The sequence below is a fragment of the Cobetia sp. 14N.309.X.WAT.E.A4 genome, assembly GCF_030397495.1.
GTDB classification, from domain to species: Bacteria; Pseudomonadota; Gammaproteobacteria; order Pseudomonadales; family Halomonadaceae; genus Cobetia; species Cobetia marina.
Map to the genome: position 1 here is coordinate 561,593 of NZ_JAPNXT010000001.1, position 16,521 is coordinate 578,113.

Annotated in this window: 15 protein-coding genes; 7 read left to right on the top strand and 8 right to left on the bottom strand. The window is 63.7% G+C overall.

Annotated elements, in window-relative coordinates; translation table 11 throughout:
* Nucleotides 1-155: 155 nt before the first annotated feature.
* A complete protein-coding gene (locus tag OW493_RS02445; RefSeq protein ID WP_136938143.1) occupies nt 156-1,061 on the top strand; it encodes a LysR family transcriptional regulator in 906 nt (301 codons plus the stop codon).
* 123 nt (nt 1,062-1,184) lie between these two features.
* Here OW493_RS02445 and OW493_RS02450 read toward each other — a convergent pair whose 3' ends face one another.
* The 4 genes from OW493_RS02450 to glcD form a co-directional block, all read right to left on the bottom strand.
* Complete coding sequence (locus OW493_RS02450; RefSeq protein WP_077372671.1) at nt 1,185-1,592, bottom strand: heme-binding protein; 408 nt, start codon at nt 1,590-1,592, stop codon at nt 1,185-1,187.
* Nucleotides 1,593-1,653: 61 nt separating this feature from the next.
* On the bottom strand, nt 1,654-2,979 hold the full coding sequence (gene glcF, locus OW493_RS02455) for a glycolate oxidase subunit GlcF (protein ID WP_289863134.1): 1,326 nt from the start codon (nt 2,977-2,979) through the stop codon (nt 1,654-1,656).
* A 28-nt stretch (nt 2,980-3,007) separates the two neighbouring features.
* A complete protein-coding gene (glcE, locus tag OW493_RS02460; protein WP_289863135.1) occupies nt 3,008-4,210 on the bottom strand; it encodes a glycolate oxidase subunit GlcE in 1,203 nt (400 codons plus the stop codon).
* A 123-nt stretch (nt 4,211-4,333) separates the two neighbouring features.
* Nucleotides 4,334-5,833 carry a glycolate oxidase subunit GlcD gene (gene glcD / locus OW493_RS02465; protein WP_289863136.1) on the bottom strand — a complete coding sequence of 500 codons (1,500 nt, stop codon included), beginning with the start codon at nt 5,831-5,833 and terminating at the stop codon, nt 4,334-4,336.
* Between the two features lie 360 nt (nt 5,834-6,193).
* Here glcD and glcC point away from each other — a divergent pair, with 360 nt between their 5' ends.
* Nucleotides 6,194-7,009 carry a transcriptional regulator GlcC gene (gene glcC / locus OW493_RS02470; RefSeq protein ID WP_218015034.1) on the top strand — a complete coding sequence of 272 codons (816 nt, stop codon included), beginning with the start codon at nt 6,194-6,196 and terminating at the stop codon, nt 7,007-7,009.
* A gap of 150 nt (nt 7,010-7,159) precedes the next feature.
* Complete coding sequence (locus OW493_RS02475; protein ID WP_289863137.1) at nt 7,160-7,744, top strand: VTT domain-containing protein; 585 nt, start codon at nt 7,160-7,162, stop codon at nt 7,742-7,744.
* On the opposite strand, the gene OW493_RS02480 is transcribed toward OW493_RS02475, so the two are convergent.
* The 4 genes from OW493_RS02480 to OW493_RS02495 all read right to left on the bottom strand — a co-directional run bounded on the left by OW493_RS02480 (nt 7,721) and on the right by OW493_RS02495 (nt 12,791).
* Nucleotides 7,721-9,157 carry a D-serine ammonia-lyase gene (locus OW493_RS02480; protein WP_289863138.1) on the bottom strand — a complete coding sequence of 479 codons (1,437 nt, stop codon included), beginning with the start codon at nt 9,155-9,157 and terminating at the stop codon, nt 7,721-7,723. The two genes, OW493_RS02475 and OW493_RS02480, sit on opposite strands and share 24 nt — an antisense overlap.
* 653 nt (nt 9,158-9,810) lie before the next feature.
* Nucleotides 9,811-10,230 (bottom strand): CBS domain-containing protein, encoded by a 420-nt coding sequence (locus tag OW493_RS02485; RefSeq protein WP_289863139.1) that lies wholly within the window; start codon nt 10,228-10,230, stop codon nt 9,811-9,813.
* A gap of 212 nt (nt 10,231-10,442) precedes the next feature.
* Nucleotides 10,443-11,927, bottom strand: a complete 1,485-nt coding sequence (locus tag OW493_RS02490; RefSeq protein WP_077372695.1) for a dihydrolipoyl dehydrogenase — start codon at nt 11,925-11,927, stop codon at nt 10,443-10,445.
* Between the two features lie 114 nt (nt 11,928-12,041).
* Nucleotides 12,042-12,791, bottom strand: a complete 750-nt coding sequence (locus OW493_RS02495; protein WP_077372697.1) for a glutathione peroxidase — start codon at nt 12,789-12,791, stop codon at nt 12,042-12,044.
* A 335-nt stretch (nt 12,792-13,126) separates the two neighbouring features.
* On the opposite strand from OW493_RS02495, the gene OW493_RS02500 reads away from it, so the two are divergent.
* The 4 genes from OW493_RS02500 (at nt 13,127) to OW493_RS02515 (ending at nt 16,461) form a co-directional block, all read left to right on the top strand.
* The gene (locus OW493_RS02500) at nt 13,127-13,387 is read left to right on the top strand and encodes a hypothetical protein (RefSeq protein ID WP_240499559.1); all 261 of its coding nucleotides are present in this window, start codon (nt 13,127-13,129) and stop codon (nt 13,385-13,387) included.
* 82 nt (nt 13,388-13,469) lie between these two features.
* Entirely contained in the window at nt 13,470-13,631 is a 162-nt protein-coding gene (locus OW493_RS02505; RefSeq protein ID WP_043334518.1) for a YqaE/Pmp3 family membrane protein, read from the top strand.
* Between the two features lie 432 nt (nt 13,632-14,063).
* A complete protein-coding gene (locus OW493_RS02510; RefSeq protein WP_307722833.1) occupies nt 14,064-15,203 on the top strand; it encodes an ABC transporter ATP-binding protein in 1,140 nt (379 codons plus the stop codon).
* A gap of 100 nt (nt 15,204-15,303) precedes the next feature.
* A complete protein-coding gene (locus OW493_RS02515) occupies nt 15,304-16,461 on the top strand; it encodes an extracellular solute-binding protein (protein ID WP_240499558.1) in 1,158 nt (385 codons plus the stop codon).
* Nucleotides 16,462-16,521 lie beyond the last annotated feature (60 nt).

Consider the following 16,521-nt stretch of genomic DNA (forward strand, 5'->3'; position numbering starts at 1 on the left):
AGGGAGGAAATGACCTCGGATGACACCTTCAGTCTAGGTCGCGTCTGTCGGTCTGATAAGCACATGCGAACGAATAGATTGTTCGCCAGAACGTACAATGCTGTGGCAGGCTCGATCACTGAAATCTCGGGTAGCTGGCATGAGGAGCAGGCTGGATGCAGCATCACAAGCAGGTAGAGCGCCTGATGTTGTTCGCTCAGGTGGCGGAATCGCTCAGCTTCACGCAGGCGGCCAGGGTGCTGGGCATATCGCGCGCCCATCTCTCCGAGCAGGTGCGGCGGCTTGAGCACGATATCGGGGCGCCCTTGCTGATTCGCACCACGCGGGCGGTGCGCCTGACCGAGGAGGGCGAGCGTATCCGCCAGCGCATGCAAGGCGTGCGCAGCGAGCTGCTGGCACTGGAGCGTGACCTCGAGCACGACCTCGAGCATGGGAGGGAGCACCCGCGACAGGGGTTCAGCGGCGTATTGCGCATCACGGCGCCGGTGCTGTTTGCCGAGCGTTATCTGATCGGGGTCTGCAATGCCTTCCAGGCCCGCCACCCGGCGGTCGAGCTGCGCCTGGACGTCAGTTACGAGAGTCATGATCTGACGCGCGAACCGTTTGACGTGGCGTTTCGCGCCACGCGCACGCCACCGGACAACCTGATCGCGCGGCGCCTGCTGGATTACGTCCACTGTTGCTGTGCCTCGCCCGAGTACCTTGCGGCGCAGGGCACCCCTCACACGGCCGCAGCACTTGCCGACCACCGTTGCCACCGCTGGGCCGGGCAATCCGGCTGGCCGCTGGCCAGTGGTGAGGTAAGCCCCGCTGGCGGACTGGCGATCAATGATCATCGTCTGCTCAAGCAGCAGGCGCTGGATCACGCCGGCATCATCCGGGTCGCTCATTACCTGGTGGATCGTGAGCTGGCCGAGGGGCGTTTGGTGCGTCTGCTGGCGCACGAGGAGGGCGAGCCCAACAGCATCTACATGCTCTATCCCCAGCGCCTGCCACAGTCGGGCAAGCTGCGCGCCTTCATGGCGGCGGTGGAAGCCGCTATGCCACCTCGCAGTGCGTGACCGAAAGGCACAGACGCAAGAGTGGCGTATGCAAAAAGACCGCCGTGCCCTGATGGGCGCGGCGGTCTTTTTAATCGCCTTTTATTCAGACCGGTGAGGCCTCTTGACCAGGCTGGCGGGGTCTCAGAGACCCAGTGCGGCGACCCCGGCCTTGGCGATCTGGGCATCCTGCTCCGGCTTGACGCCGGACACGCCGATGCTGCCGGCGATCTGGCCCTCGACCATCACCGGCACGCCGCCGCCCAGCATGCCTTCCAGCTCCGGCGCTGACAGGAAGGCGGTGCGTCCGCCGTTGATGGAGTCCTCGAACAGCTGGGTCTCGCGGCGCCCCAGGGCAGCGCTCTTGGCCTTTTGCTGGGCGAAGTAGCCGGTCATCGCCGGCGTGTCGTCCAGGCGACGCAGGCCCAGCGGGTGGCCGCCATCGTCGGCAACGGCGATGGAAACGGCCCAGCCGTTGGTCTCGGCTTCCTTCTGGGCGGCGTCCAGCATCTGATTGACGTCAGCGAGGGTCAGTACGTGGCGAGTGATCATCGGGCTTCCTTGGCAAGTGGTGCGAGTGAGTGAGAGTACCAGTAACAGTAACGGTGAATCGTCATGCCTGCGGCAGCGTCTCGGGCAGGGCGTCATCCACCAGTTCGATCCAGTGACTTACCGGCGTGCGTCCGGCGCTCGAGAGATGCGTCTGACAGCCGATGTTGGCAGTGGCGATGCGCGCAGGCCCGTTGGCCTCCAGCGCCTCAAGCTTGCGGTCTCGCAGCTGGCGTGACAACTCCGGTTGCGTGATCGAGTAGGTGCCGGCGGAACCGCAGCACAGATGCCCCTCGGCGACCGGGGTCAGGGTGAAGCCCAGCGCGCGCAATATCTTCTCCACTTCACCGCCCAGACCCTGGGCATGTTGCAGGGTGCACGGGCAGTGGAAGGCCAGCGGCTGCGGGTCGGGGGTGGCGGCGGAAAGCGTCGGTCGGTCATCGCGGGCGATCTCCTCACCGAGCACCTCGACGATATCACGCGCCAGGGCACTGACGCGCGCGGCGCGCTCAGCATAGTCCGGGTCATCGGCCAGCATCTCGCCATATTCCTTGACGAAGGCGCCGCAGCCACTGGCGGTCTGCACGATCGCTTCCGCTCCCGCCTCGATGGCCGGCCACCAGGCTTCGATGTTGGCACGCATGCGCGCGCGACCGGCCTGCTGGGCGTTGAGATGATAGTCGATGGCGCCGCAGCAGCCGGCCTCGCGGATCGGCGTGACGCCGATGCCGAAGCGCGCCAACACGCGGGCGGTGGCGGCGTTGATGTTGGGAGCCAGGCCCGGTTGCACGCAGCCCTCCAGCATCAGCACCTGGCGCGAAAGCGCCTGATCAGAAGGCGTCGCGGTGACGGGGACGGCCGGGTGCTCAGCGTGACGGTCGTGCTCGCGGGCCAGCGGGATCTTGTCGGCCAGCGCGCCCGGCGCGAGCGGGCGGAAGCGCACCCCGAGTGCCAGCAAGGCCTTGAAGCGAGCAGGTTCGACCAGCGCATGGCGCAGCCCGGTGCGCAGCAGGCGCTCACGCCAGGGGCGTCCGACGCGCTGTTCCAGTTCCTGACGGCCGATATCCAGCAGGGTGTGATATTGCACGCCTGACGGGCAGGTGGTCTCGCAGCTGCGACAGCTCAGGCAGCGATCCAGATGCTGCTGGGTCTCGCGGGTGATCTGCGTTGCCTGCTCGCGAACTGCCTCGTCGGGACTTTCGGGGTCGCTTTCCAGCAGCTGCTTGATCAGATAGATGCGTCCACGCGGTCCATCGCGCTCATCGCCCAGCAGCTGATAGGTCGGGCAGGTGGCATTGCAGAAGCCGCAATGCACACAGCTGCGCAGAACCTTGTCGGCTCGCTGGATGTGCGGCCTGGCAAGTGCGGCGTCACTGAAGTGGGTCTGCATTCAGGTGCGTCTCCCGTCATGAAGTGAATCACATCTCGGCATATAGACGACCGGGATTGAGGATGCCGTGAGGATCCAGCTGCTGCTTGAGCTGGAGGTGATAGCGGGCATTGATGGCGGCCAGTGGCATCAGTGGACTGTCCTCGGCAGCGACGGCTCCCGGGGTGTAGCAGATGGCATGGCCACCCAGCCGGCTGGCCAGCGAGCGAACCCTGTCAGCGGGGGCGTCGCTGTAAAGCCAGCGCTGGGCGCCCGCCCAGTCACACAGCAGGTCGGCGTCCTCAAGATGACCCAGCAGCTCGCTGACGGCGGCTTGCCATTCGACGTGATCCAGTGCCAGCGGCAAGGACAGTCGCCACAGGGCCTGATGTGGCGCGCGCGCGGTGAAGAAGGGCAGGCGGTGCTCGCGCAACTCGGTCCATTGCGCCGATGCCTGGTCAGGCATCAACACCTCGCCGCCCAATTGCTCGCGCCCGGCCTGGACCGAACGCTCGCCCCCTTCCAGGCGCAGGGTGAGGCGACCGTCATGCCAGCTGGTCGCCGTGACCGGCAGCGGCGTGCGCCCCCAGGCATCCAGGCGAGTCAGCGCCTCGGCGAGACTTAGCTCCAGGCACAGCGATTCGCTCGCCACCGGTCGCGGCATCACCTTGAGCGAGACTTCGCTGATCACGCCCAGCGTGCCCTGGGCACCGCACATCAGGCGCGACAGGTCGTAGCCCGCCACGTTCTTCATCACTTCGCCGCCGAAGCGCAGCGCCTTGCCATCGGCACTGATGATGCGCGTGCCCAGCACCAGGTCGCGCAGGCTGCCGCTCCAGGGGCGGCGTGGGCCGCTGAGTCCAGAGGCGAGAGTGCCGCCGACGGTCGCTTCGGGGCCGAAGTGAGGCGGCTCGCAGCTCAGATGCTGGCCTTGTTCGGCGAGCACGGCCTCCAGCGTCGCCAGTGGTGTGCCGGCACGTACCGAAACCATCAGCTCCACGGGGTCGTAGTGGGTGATGCCGTGGTGCGCACGCAGGTCGAGTACTTCCTCGGCAGCCACTTCACGGCCGAGAAAGGCCTTGCTGCCACTGCCGGCGATGCGCAGCGGGCGTCTCGCCTCATGGGCGGCGCGGACCTGCTCGCAAAGTGCCTCACTGGCATCGTGTTCCTGCGTGTGCTGGCTGGCGGCAGGTGTGGCGCACTCGGCATGGCTTGGCACCTGATCCTGGAGCGAATCATCTGGCTCTGGCATGGCATATCTCTATGAAGTGGCGATGAAGTGGCTATGAAGTGGCGATGAAGTGGCTATGAAGTGGCGATGAAGTGGCGAAAATCAGGTGGCAGAAGGTCTGGTGGCGGCGAATTCAAGAGCTGTCTAGAAACGCGGAAGCTCCGGATGTGGCAGCTGGTTGTCATGCACATGCATGGCACCGAATTCGGCACAGCGCGCCAGCGTCGGGATGTTCTTGCCGGGATTGAGCAGCCCGGTGGGGTCGAAGGCGGCCTTCACGGCATGGAAGACGCTGATCTCCTCGTGATTGAACTGCGCGCACATCTGGTTGATCTTCTCGCGGCCAACGCCATGTTCACCGGTGATGCTGCCGCCGGCGGCCACGCACAGTTCCAGAATCCTGCCGCCGACCTCCTCGGCCAGCTCAAGCTCCCCGGGCTTGTTGGCATCGAACAGGATCAGCGGGTGCATGTTGCCGTCACCGGCATGGAAGACATTGGCCACTGCGAGCCCCGATTGGCGCGAGAGTTCGGCGATACCGTTGAGCACGACGGGCAGTTCGCGGCGCGGGATGGTGCCATCCATGCAGTAATAATCGGGCGACATGCGACCCACGGCAGGGAAGGCATTCTTGCGTCCGGCCCAGAAGCGCGCGCGCTCGGCCTCATCACGGGCGAGCCGGATCTCGGTGGCACCGGCGCGTTCCAGCACCTCGCGAACCCGTGCGCAATCATCAACGACATCGGCCTCGGCACCATCCAGCTCGCAGAGCAGGATGGCAGCGGCCTCCACCGGATAGCCCGCGTGGATGAAATCTTCAGCGGCGCGGATGGCGAGGTTGTCCATCATCTCGAGCCCGCCGGGGATGATGCCGCAGGCGATGATGTCGCCCACCGCACGGCCGGCCTTGTCGATATCGGCGAAGCTTGCCATCAGCACCTTGGCCGTCTCGGGGCGGGGCAGCAGACGCACCGTGACTTCCGTGACCACGCCCAGCATGCCTTCGGAGCCTGTCATCAGCGCCAGCAGGTCCAGTCCGGGGGAGTCGAGGCTGTCGGCGCCGATCGTCATCGCCTCGCCCTCGATGGTCAGCACCTCGAGCTTGAGCAGGTTGTGCACGGTGAGGCCGTACTTGAGACAGTGCACACCGCCGGCATTCTCGGCCACGTTGCCGCCGATGGAGCAGGCGATCTGCGAGGAGGGGTCCGGCGCGTAGTAGAGCCCGTATGGGGCGGCAGCTTCTGAAATGGCCAGGTTGCGCACCCCGGGTTGCAGGCGCGCGGTACGCGCATCGGGGTCGAGCTCGAGAATGCGCGCCATGCGCGACATCACCAGTAGCACGCCTTGTTCCAGCGGCAAGGCGCCGCCGGAAAGGCCAGTGCCAGCACCGCGCGTGACCACCGGAACCCCCAGCGAGTGGCATTCGCGCAGCAGGGCGGCGACCTGTTCGACACGCTCGGGCAGCGCGACCAGCATCGGCATGACGCGATAGGCCGCCAGTCCATCACATTCGAAGGGATGCAGATCCTCTTCGCGATGCAGCAGGGTGAGGTCGGGCAGCAGCGTGGTGAGGTGCGCCAGTACCCGGGACTTTTCGTGCTGGGGGAGAGGGCCATCCAGCGTCGGGTCATACAGGATATTCATGCCATGCCTCCAGGAGAGTCCGGTACTCGCGATGCCGTGTCGGGTGTCCATTGCGCCGGTGATGCATGCGGCGTGTCGGGTGTGCAGGTCACGATGCGTGGGTGTGCCTCCAATCTGGCAGTGAGGGCTGCGCCTTGTCCATGCGAAGCCACAGTGGTCTGACCAGACATTCGTCTAGTTCATGTCATCGGGTATCGCTGCCGACAGGAGAGCTCGCTAGGGTAGAGAGCGTGGTCTGACCAGTGAGAAGGGCGGCAGTCTCCTTGCCGCATGCGGGCAGGCGAGCGGCAGACGTGAGACGAGCACCCCGGGAGAGGCCAGCCGGGCTGGCTCGGCCGGTTCATCAGGGGAGGGGCAGGGATGCAGGTGTCAGAGAGAATGGCGTGCGGTGAGCAGCGTGCGCCGGAGCATGCGGCGGCGCGCCTCGAGCAGTTGATACTGGATGGTGTGCTCAAGCCGGGGCAGATGATTCCTTCGGAACGCAGGCTCTGTGAGCGACTGGGTATCTCACGCGCCTCGCTGCGCGAGGGGCTGAGGCTGTTGCGTGGCAAGGGCATCATCGAGACGCGCCACGGCAAGGGCTCCAGCGTCGCTCAGCTGTTGCCGAGCGGCGATATCAGTCCGTTGATGCACCTGTTTCGGGACCAGCCGCGCACCTTGTATGACCTGCTCGAGGTGCGCGCGCTGCTGGAGGGGCAGTCGGCGCGACTGGCCGCCCAGCGCGGCACGCCGGCGGATAGAGTACTGATCCGGCGTCATTACGAGGCAATGGCGGCCTGCGTGCGCGAGTATCCGCCGGACTTTCCGTCCTCAGCGCAGGGTGATGAGGTGCTGCCGGATGCCCAGCAGCTGGCGCGTCACGACCACGCCTTTCACCACGCCATCTGTGAGGCATCCCACAATCCGGTGCTGGTGCATACGCTCAAGGGCATCAATGACCTGCTGCTCAGCTCGGTGTTCGCCTCGCTGCGCAATCTCTACCATCGGCCGATTCCCCGCGGCCAGATCAATGCTCAGCACACGGCCATCTATCGTGCGGTGATGGACCAGCAGCCGGACGCTGCCGAAAGCGCGGCGCTGGACCACCTGCACGGCATTCGCGACAGTCTGCGTGAGCTGGAAGCGGAAGATGAGCGGCTCATCCGCTCTGCCATGCGCCTGGAAGGCTTCGAGTAGCGCGCAGGGTTTGAGAGCTGGACTTGAGAGCTGATCTTGAGAGCTGGCCTTGAGAACAGGCTTCGAGGTCAGGCGTGTGGCCAGGCTGGCAAGCGGGGCGGACTCAAGGCAAAGTGGTCAGCTCATCATCCAGGACAACGTGCTGCCTTCATGTGGAAACTCTCTTCCGCGAGTGATTGGCTCGACCGCCTCAATCAATCCCGCCACGCCATGCTGTGGCTGTTCATCGCCTCGATGCTGGAAACCCTTTTGATCCCGATTCCCATCGAGGTCATCCTGATCCCGTGGATGCTGCGCCATCCCGAGCGCCGCTGGCGAGTGGCCGCGGTGGCATTGGCCGGCAACCTCACCGCGGCGCTGCTGGGGTTCTATCTCGGGGCCTATGCACTGGCAGCGTGGGGCGATGGGTTGATCAGCTTCTTCGGCGGCCAGCAGGCCCTCGAAGCCTTCCAGCAGCGCTTCAGCGAGCAGGGCTTCCTCGCCATCATGCTGATCGGCATCGTGCCGATTCCCTTCCAGAGCGCCATGCTGGTCGCCGGTGCCAGCGGGTATCCGGTCGGGCTGTTCCTGCTGGCGGCACTGGTCGGGCGCGGAGTGCGCTATTTCGGACTGGCGGCCCTGGTGGCACTGGTCGAGGATCAGGCGATGGCCCTCTGGCAACGCTATTCACGCCCGCTGGGCGTGATCGGGCTGACCCTGACGGGCGTGTGGTTATGGCAGGCGTTCATCGCCTGATCTGCCGGCAGTCGCCAGCAACGCCTTGCCACGCTGATAGTCGGCCTGCCAGATCTCATCGGGCACCATGCTGCCGCCGGTGGCCCATATGACATGGGTGGTGCTGGCCTGCACTTCGCCGTCATCCAGCCCGACAGCCGCTCGCCAGGCGTGCCACTCGGGGGCGTCATTGCGCAGCACGCGGATGATGCCGGGCACCCCGGCCAGCGCCGACGGCTCAAGCTTGAGCCCTTCGCTGTCATGCGCCAGCGCCAGCCATTCGAGCATGCTGTCATCCGACAGGGTGTAGATGCCACTGAGCAGCGGTGCCATCACCTGTCCGACGAAGGCCGAGGCGCGCCCCACCGCCAGGCCATCGGCACAGGTGCGATTGTCCAGTCCGATATCCTCCACCGCGATGCCGTCATGCTTCCCGGTCAACATGCCCAGCAGCATGCAGGGGGAATTGACCGGCTCGGCGAAGAAGCAGTGCACGGCGTCACCGAAGACCTGCTTGAGGCCGTAGGCCACGCCGCCCGGGCCGCCGCCGACGCCACACGGCAGGTAGACGCACAGCGGATGGCGGGCATCCACGGCAATCCCCTGATCCTCGAGCTGCCGCGCGAGGCGGCTGGCTGCCGTGGCGTAGCCCATGAACAGATCCCGCGAGCTTTCATCATCGATGAAGTGGGCGTCTGGCTGCTGCGCCTCCCGGCGTCCAGCCTCGACCGCCTTGCTGTAATCGCCGCTGTGCTCCACGACCTCTGCGCCACGCGAGCGCAGCAGGTCCTTCTTCCACTGCTTGGCATCCGCCGACATGTGGACGGTGACGCGAAAGCCGAGTCGGGCACTCATGATCCCGATGCTGAGTCCCAGGTTGCCGGTGGAGCCCACCAGTATCCGCTGGTTGGCCAGCAGTGCCTGAATCGCGGGGTGTTCGAAGGCGCGATAGTCGTCATCAAAACGCACAAGCCCTGCGTCAACGGCGAGACGCTCGGCATGCTTGAGCACCTCGTGGATGCCACCACGTGCCTTGATGGACCCTGAGATCGGCAGTTGATGGTCACACTTGATCATCAGGCGGCCGGGGAGTGTCTGCCCGGAGGCATGGGAGGTATCAGGCGTGGCAAGGGACTCGCCCAGCGCCTGCTGCAAGCTGGGCGCTGCCACCAGCGGTGATTCGATGCGCCCTGACGCGGCGGCCGTCTCAGGAAAGGCCTCGGCAATCCAGGGCGCGAAACGTGCCAGGCGCGCCTCGGCAGCCTCGATATCCTGTTCGCCCACGCCACTTGCCTGCAATGCCGGCGAGGCCTGCGCTTGCGTGATGTCGAGTCGTCCGGGATTCAGCCAGCTGATTTCCCGGCGAGCCCTCAGAGTGGCAATTTCCGGATGATGCAGGGTGAGGGCACTCAGATCATGGGGCGTGGCAGACATGCGATGTCCTTGTGATGGGGGGCTCGATTGCGCAGCAATGGGGAACAGGCCTCAGGCTAGCGCGTCCTTGCCCGACATGTCTCGGATCAATCGGGCCTGCACATTCGGCCCTGCACATGATGCGAGCCGACTCATGCGTCTTCATCAGGCAACGCACGTAGCCCAGCTTTCACATCTGGTAAAGGTCTGTGACAAAAAAGGCCGATTTTTTTGGCCACCCTCGGGATAGAAATGCCAAAGCTGCAGTCATAGTTGGCAAGGACATGATGTTATCGCGATGTTATGTCTGGCTTTAACTGTTCTTATCCACCGCCATGCACTGCCTGGCGGTTTTTTTTGGTCACGAGTGCGTGGTCATCGAGTCAATGCTACGGCGTCATTGCCCGAGAGAACGTCATGACTTGCGTTCGCAAGCGCTTTTCCGTCCTGGGGTGACGCTCCAGAGATCATGACCCGGACATGAATGGGTTAGCTGGCAGGTAATCATGTGAGGCAAGGCCTCACACATCGGATGGTCAAAGAGACATGAAAAAGCCCGCGCAGACATCCTGTCTGCGCGGGCTTTTTCATGGGCGCTGCATGCTTCTGCATGCTCCTTCATGCGGCGCCATGTCTGGCCAGCGTCGTCAGGCAATCACGCGCCGGATGTCAGTTCAGCAACCCGCCTGCATGGTGAGCAGGGCACTCAGGACATCACGACGTGTCACCACACCGATCAGGCGTCCCTGTTCCACCACGGGATAGACCTTGGGCTGATGACCATTCATGCGCTGTGCAAGGTCGGTGATGCTGTCATTGGGGGCGACACTCAGGACCTCGTGACGCATGAGGTCACCGACCTGTGCGTGTTGGCCGCAGTGATAGGCGCTGTCGAGCAGCTTGCCGAGGATGTCCTGCTCCGAGATGAAACCGACCAGACGATCCAGGTCATCGACCACAGGCGCACCCGGCAGACGGTGATGGGTCAGGCCGTGGGCGAATTCCAGAATGCTGGTGCGTGCCTTCACCCGATAACAGTCGCGGGACATGATGTCGCGAAGGGTCGAAGGGACCTTCAGTTGTGTGGCTTTCATGGGCAGGTCTCCTGCTTCGCCGCTGACGACGCCCGGGCAGGGAGTCGTTCGATGGATGTCGGCTACCCGCCAGGCGGTAGCCGACGGCATGTCGACGTCTCGTTCAGAGCATAGAGCATCCCATCGTGAGCTGCCCGACGCCGCTTGTCGCCTTGTCTCGGGGAGTCCGATCGCCAGTGGCCATCAGACTCCCCGAGCGTCGTGCGGCGAGATCAGTCGCCCGGGCCGCACTCCATGCAGCGTTCGACCACGGCCGGCCCCAGCTGCAGGTTGGCATTGAGATCCCGCAGCGCGGTGCGCAGACCTTCCTCGATCACCGGGTGATAGAAGGGCATTTCCAGCATCTGCTCGATGGTCATGCGCTGCTGATGGGACCAGGCCAGCAGGTGGGCGAGGTGCTCGGCACGGGGACCGAAGATCTCGGCACCCAGCAGCAGGCCAGTGCCTTGCTCGCCATAGACGCGCAGCATGCCCTTGTTCATGCGCATCACGCGGGAGCGGCCCTGGCCGGTGAAGTCGACTTCGCCGACCGCGTAGCAGTCGCAGGCACCGTAGCGCTGTTCGATCTCGGCGGTGGAGAGGCCGATGGTCGCCATCTGCGGATCGCTGAAGACGACGGCGATGGTGCTCTTGCGGTGACCGGCACGCACCTCGGGGAAGCGACCGGCGTTGTCACCGGCGATACGGCCCTCGTCGGAGGCCTCGTGCAGCAGCGGCAGGTCGTTGTTGGCGTCGCCGGCGATGAAGACATGGCTCGGGGTATCATCGCTCAGGCGAGTCTGCAGGGTGTGGCGATTGAAGATCGGCACGCCGCGCTCGTCCAGCTTCAGCCCGAGGGCGTCGATATTGAGGCGATCGACATTCGGGCGACGACCGGTGGCCGCGAGCAGATAGTCGAAACGTTCGGTCAGGCGAGCTTCGCTGCCACGCTCGATGAAGGTGATCTCGACACCGGCACCGTTCTCGTCCTCGACACGTTCGATCTTCTCGACCTTGGCGTCCGGGTCCAGATAGAACTCCTCGTTGAAGACGCGATCGGCATTGGCGCGCAGCTTCTCGTCACGCAGCGGGCCGATGGCGCCGCCGACGCCGAACATGCGGATGCGCACGCCGAGACGCGTGAGCGCCTGGCCCAGCTCCAGCCCGATGACGCCCGGGCCGAAGACGGCGACGGATTCCGGCAGGTCGTCCCACTCGAAGACGTTGTCGTTGATGATCAGGCGGTCACCGGCATTCTCGAAGAAGCCCGGGTAGCTGGGGCGTGAGCCGGTGGCGATCACGACACGCTCGAAGGTCACGCGGGTCTCGTTGTCGCCGATGATCAGGCTGTTGGCGGTCTCGAAACGTGCATTGCCGCGCAGCTTGTCCTGCGGCGGGATGCCTTCCACGGACTCGACCACGAAACCGACGAAGCGGTCGCGCTCCCGCTTGACGCGGTCCATCACGGCGCGGCCATCCACCTTGACCTCGCCTTCGATATTGATGCCGAACGGCGCGGTATCACGGGCGTGATGCGCGGCTTCCGCCGCACTGATCAAGAGCTTGGAGGGCATGCAGCCGACACGGGCACAGGTGGTGCCGTAGGGACCTCCCTCGATCATGACCACGGAATCGGTGTGGGCCTTGGCGGCGCGATAGGCGCCGAGTCCTGCACTGCCTGCGCCGATGATGGCGACTTCAACCTGGCGTTCGTTCACGTCGTACTCCTCAAGGTGCGCCAGCGGCGCACCTGACTGAATGGGGTCTCAGGCGCGGGGTGACCCGCGCATGATGAAACGAGATGGCGATGGGGTTACGTCAGCGTGAAGCGCTCAGGCGCTGGTTAGGCTGCCGAAGTAGCGGGCGACTTCATCGCTGCCGCCGACGTGCTCACCGTCGATCCAGACCTGAGGCACGGTGGCTTGGCCGGTCATGGCGCGCAGGGTGCGAGAGGTCACGCCACGGGTGCCGACTTCGATGACTTCGTAGCTGATGCGGGCTTCATCAAGCATCTGCTTGGCACGTGCGCAGTACGGGCAGCCCGGCTTGCTGAACAGGGTGGCGAAGCTGGGACGGCCGGCTTCCGGGTCCAGATAATCCAGCATGGTGTCGGCGTCGGAGACTTCAAAGGGGTCGCCCGGTTTCTGCGGCTCGATGAACTGCTTCTCGACCACGCCGTTGCGCACCAGCATGGAGTAGCGCCAGCTGCGCTTGCCGAAGCCGATATCGCTCTTGTCGACCAGCATGCCCATGCCCTGTGCGAAGTCACCGTTGCCATCGGCGATCAGGCTCAGGTTCTCGGCTTCCTGATGCTCGCCCCAGGATTCCATGACGAAGGCGTCGTTGACCGACAGGCAGACGATCTCGTCGATCCCGACCGCATAGAAACGATCGGCCAGTTCGTTGTAACGCGGCAGGTGGGTGGAAGAGCAGGTCGGGGTGAAGGCACCCGGCAGGGCGAAGACCACCACGTTGCGGCCTGAGAAGATCTCCTCGCTGGTGCGTTCGACTAGACGGCCGTCGCGGCGAATCTTGAAGCTGACGTTGGGGACTTGCTGGCCTTCGTGTGACTCGAGTTGCATGAAATTGGCTCCGATCTCGACATGAGAATGTTGAATGGGTTGGCAGGCGATGAAGACTTCGAAAAGGAAAGCAGGACCTCGAAGAATCAGTGCCTTGCGAAACTGGATCCAGTCTATGCAGATGCCGGGGGCGGGTGAATTTGATTGCATCAAGCGATGCGATAGCTTTTCTTGATGACGTGAGCCTGGGCGACTGAACGTTTGCGGAGTTTTTTGTTCGAAAGCGGTGTGCAGGCTTGATATTGCTCGGTGTCAGCCGCAGGTAGTGGGTAAGTCACAGCATCGTCAGGTTTCGCGCCTGACAAGCGAGGCAGCAGATGAACGCAAGAGAGTACATGGCAAAGCACGGCCTGGATGGCGACAAGGACAAGGAAGAGGACAAGCCTCAGAGTCTGGAAGAACACGCCTGGGCACGTGCACGTGAGTCGGGCAGTCACCGCCCCCGCAGTGGCACGCCACATGACTGGGAGGACTGGGAGCGCTATCACGAGCAACTGGCAGCGGAGTCCGAGTCGCTTGCACAGAAGGTCAATCGTGACTCCCGGGTCAAGTCGCAGGACTCGACAGATGAGGACGAACCGCCACGGAAGCCATGAGTGCGTCATTCGTGTGTCACGCTGCAGGTAGACGTTGGACGAGAGGATCAGGTCACCCAATTCCACCCGCAAGGAGCAAACTATGGATATCATTCGCATCATTCTGGCCATCATCCTTCCGCCGCTGGGCGTACTGATGCAGGTGGGGGTCGCCAACAAGCATTTCTGGATCAACATCATCCTGACCTGTTTCGGCTTCCTGCCGGGGATCATCCACGCCGTGTGGGTCATCACCAAGTTCTGACCCGGTCTGGGCGACCCGATCCGGGCGGTCCGGGCCCCGTGTGGCGGGTTCGCATCCCGTGAGGCATTGCGAACTTGACCGGCTGATTCGACCGGCTGATTCGATCAGTGCCGCCACCTGGCCTGGAAAGTTGAAAGACCTGAAGCCCCGTCTGACATTCGTGCAGGCGGGGCTTTCTAGTGGGCGCTCGCCGGGCAAGGCCCTTGCCCCGTGAGTCCCGCGAGAGAGGTTCGCGGCGGGAAGCAACGTGCTCATAGTCCAATGTTCAGACTTTCGCATAGCCTGCTTTCAACGCTATTCAGCGGGAGTGCCGCTTGTCGCCTTTGGTCTGCCACCGTAGGGTCAAATGGGAGTGAGAGCAGTGATCACGGGGCGGGTGAAGCCCGGTCGATCGCGGGCTTCGCGATAACAACAACATGATGGATACCACGCATGGTCATGACTGCAGAGCCCGACGCGCCGCAGGAGACCAGCTCCTGCTTCGCGATCTTCAATGATGTGCAAAAGAGCTATGACGGCGAAACGCTGGTGGTCAAGGGCTTCAATCTTGAAGTTCGGCGCGGCGAGTTCGTCACCCTGCTGGGGCCGTCCGGTTCCGGCAAGACCACCTGCCTGATGATGATGGCGGGCTTCGAAACGCCGACTCATGGCGACATCCTTCTCGACGGTACCCCCATCAACGACTTGCCACCGCACAAGCGCGGCATCGGCATGGTCTTCCAGAATTACGCCCTGTTTCCGCACATGAGCGTGGCCGAGAACCTGGCATTTCCGCTGGAAGTGCGCGGCATGAGCAAGGAAGAGATTTCCACCAAGGTGGCCAATGCACTGGACATGGTGCGGCTCGGCGAATTCGGGGATCGCCGCCCGGGGCAACTCTCCGGCGGACAGCAACAGCGGGTCGCCCTGGCGCGCGCGCTGGTCTTCGAGCCGGAACTGGTGCTTATGGATGAGCCGCTGGGGGCGCTTGACAAGAATCTGCGTGAAGAGATGCAGTTCGAGATCAAGCGCATCCACCAGCGTCTCGGCGTCACCATGCTCTACGTGACCCATGATCAGACGGAAGCGCTGACCATGTCGGACCGCATCGCGGTCTTCAATGATGGCATCGTCCAGCAGCTGGCGACCCCCGAGGCGCTATATGAAGCGCCGGAGAATGCCTTCGTCGCCTATTTCATCGGCGAGAACAACCGCCTCAACGGGCAGGTCACACAGCTGGCAGCACAAGACGCGCATTGCACCGTGACCCTCGACAGTGGCGAGCAGGTGCGGGCACTCAAGGTCGCCGTCAATGAGATTGGCGAGCGTACCCAGCTGTCGCTCCGCCCGGAGCGGGTGCGTCTGCTGTCCAGCGAAGAGGCAGGTGTTTCATCCCCTCCCGACAATGTCTTTACCGCCGAGGTGCTTGAGGTGATCTATCTTGGAGATCATCTGCGCACGCGAGTGGCGGTATGTGGCAGTGACGAATTCATCATCAAGACACCCAATGCCGAAGGCTATCCACCCTTGCGGCCCGGACAGACATTGCAGGTCGGGTGGGATGCCTGCGATTGCCGAGCACTGGATGCCTGACGACAGCACAGGAGACGAACGCAGGCCTTACCCGAGAGAGCAACAGCACGATTCGCGACAAGAGTGCAGTACAACAACAAGAATTCAGGGAGATTCACCCATGTCAGTGATCAATCGATTCATCTCTTCACGTCGCATCGCCCAGGTGTCGCGTTCCTGCGCAGGGGCCAGCATGCCACTGCGTGCCGCTCTGGTCGTGGCGGTCGCCACGGCAAGCCTTGGCGCCACCGCAGCTCAGGCCGAGACACTCAATATCGTGTCGTGGGGCGGGGCGTACAGTGAAAGCCAGCTCAAGGCCTATCACGAGCCATGGGAAGAGAAGAGCGGCGATACCGTCGTCAATATCGACAAGTCGTCCAATGCGCTCTCGGGGCTGCGTGCCCAGGTACAGGCAGGCAACGTCACCTGGGATCTGGTCGACATGTTGCCCAGCGACGCGCTGATCGCCTGCTCCGAAGGGCTGATCGAGCCGCTGGACCCGGACACCCTGTTCGCGGCAGCGCCGGATGGAACACCGGCCAGTGAGGATTTCATCGAAGGCTCGCTCAGTGAGTGCTTCGTGCCGCAGATCGTCTATTCCAACATCGTGGCCTTCAATACCGAGATGTTCCCCGAGGACAAGCAGCCGGATTCCATCGATGATGTCTTCAATCTCGAGGAGTTCCCCGGCAAGCGTGCGTTGCAGAAGAAGCCGATCAACAACATGGAATGGGCACTGGTCGCTGATGGTGTGGCACCGGAAGAGGTCTACGACATGCTGGAGACCGATGAAGGCATCGAGCGTGCCTTCGCCAAGCTCGATACCATCAAGGACAGCGTCATCTGGTGGGAGGAGGGTGCCCAGCCGCCGCAGCTGCTGGCGGACAAGGAAGTGGCCTTCGCCTCTGCCTACAACGGCCGTATCTTCAATGCCGAGGTCAACGAGAAGCAGCCCTTCGCCATCGTCTGGGATGCTCAGGTGTTCGAGCTGGACGGCTGGGTCGTCCCGACCGGCAAGCTCGACAAGGTCAAGGATTACCTGATGTTTGCCACCGACACCCAGCGTCTGGCGGACCAGGCCAAGTACATCTCCTACGGCCCGGCACGTACCTCGTCTGCGGCGCTGGTCTCGACCCACGCCGATACGGGCATCGACATGAAGCCGCACATGCCGACCTATGGCCCCAACTTCGAGACCGCCATTCCCAAGGATGACGAGTTCTGGGCCGACAACCTCGATGAGCTGAGCCAGCGCTTCAACGCCTGGCTGGCACGCTGATTCCGCACTGACCCGATGGCCCCGGTGGCGCACGACCGCGCGCCGGGGCCTTTTTGATCA

Coding starts and splice junctions, on each gene's coding strand:
- OW493_RS02485 (WP_289863139.1), bottom strand. CDS start 10,230: ATGAAAGCCACACAACTGAAGGTCCCTTCGACCCTTCGCGACATCATG.
- OW493_RS02505 (WP_043334518.1), top strand. CDS start 13,470: ATGGATATCATTCGCATCATTCTGGCCATCATCCTTCCGCCGCTGGGC.
- OW493_RS02480 (WP_289863138.1), bottom strand. CDS start 9,157: ATGTCTGCCACGCCCCATGATCTGAGTGCCCTCACCCTGCATCATCCG.
- OW493_RS02510 (WP_307722833.1), top strand. CDS start 14,064: ATGGTCATGACTGCAGAGCCCGACGCGCCGCAGGAGACCAGCTCCTGC.
- glcF (WP_289863134.1), bottom strand. CDS start 2,979: ATGCAGACCCACTTCAGTGACGCCGCACTTGCCAGGCCGCACATCCAG.
- OW493_RS02495 (WP_077372697.1), bottom strand. CDS start 12,791: ATGCAACTCGAGTCACACGAAGGCCAGCAAGTCCCCAACGTCAGCTTC.
- OW493_RS02515 (WP_240499558.1), top strand. CDS start 15,304: ATGTCAGTGATCAATCGATTCATCTCTTCACGTCGCATCGCCCAGGTG.
- OW493_RS02445 (WP_136938143.1), top strand. CDS start 156: ATGCAGCATCACAAGCAGGTAGAGCGCCTGATGTTGTTCGCTCAGGTG.
- OW493_RS02500 (WP_240499559.1), top strand. CDS start 13,127: ATGGCAAAGCACGGCCTGGATGGCGACAAGGACAAGGAAGAGGACAAG.
- glcC (WP_218015034.1), top strand. CDS start 6,194: ATGCAGGTGTCAGAGAGAATGGCGTGCGGTGAGCAGCGTGCGCCGGAG.
- glcE (WP_289863135.1), bottom strand. CDS start 4,210: ATGCCAGAGCCAGATGATTCGCTCCAGGATCAGGTGCCAAGCCATGCC.
- OW493_RS02450 (WP_077372671.1), bottom strand. CDS start 1,592: ATGATCACTCGCCACGTACTGACCCTCGCTGACGTCAATCAGATGCTG.
- glcD (WP_289863136.1), bottom strand. CDS start 5,833: ATGAATATCCTGTATGACCCGACGCTGGATGGCCCTCTCCCCCAGCAC.
- OW493_RS02475 (WP_289863137.1), top strand. CDS start 7,160: ATGTGGAAACTCTCTTCCGCGAGTGATTGGCTCGACCGCCTCAATCAA.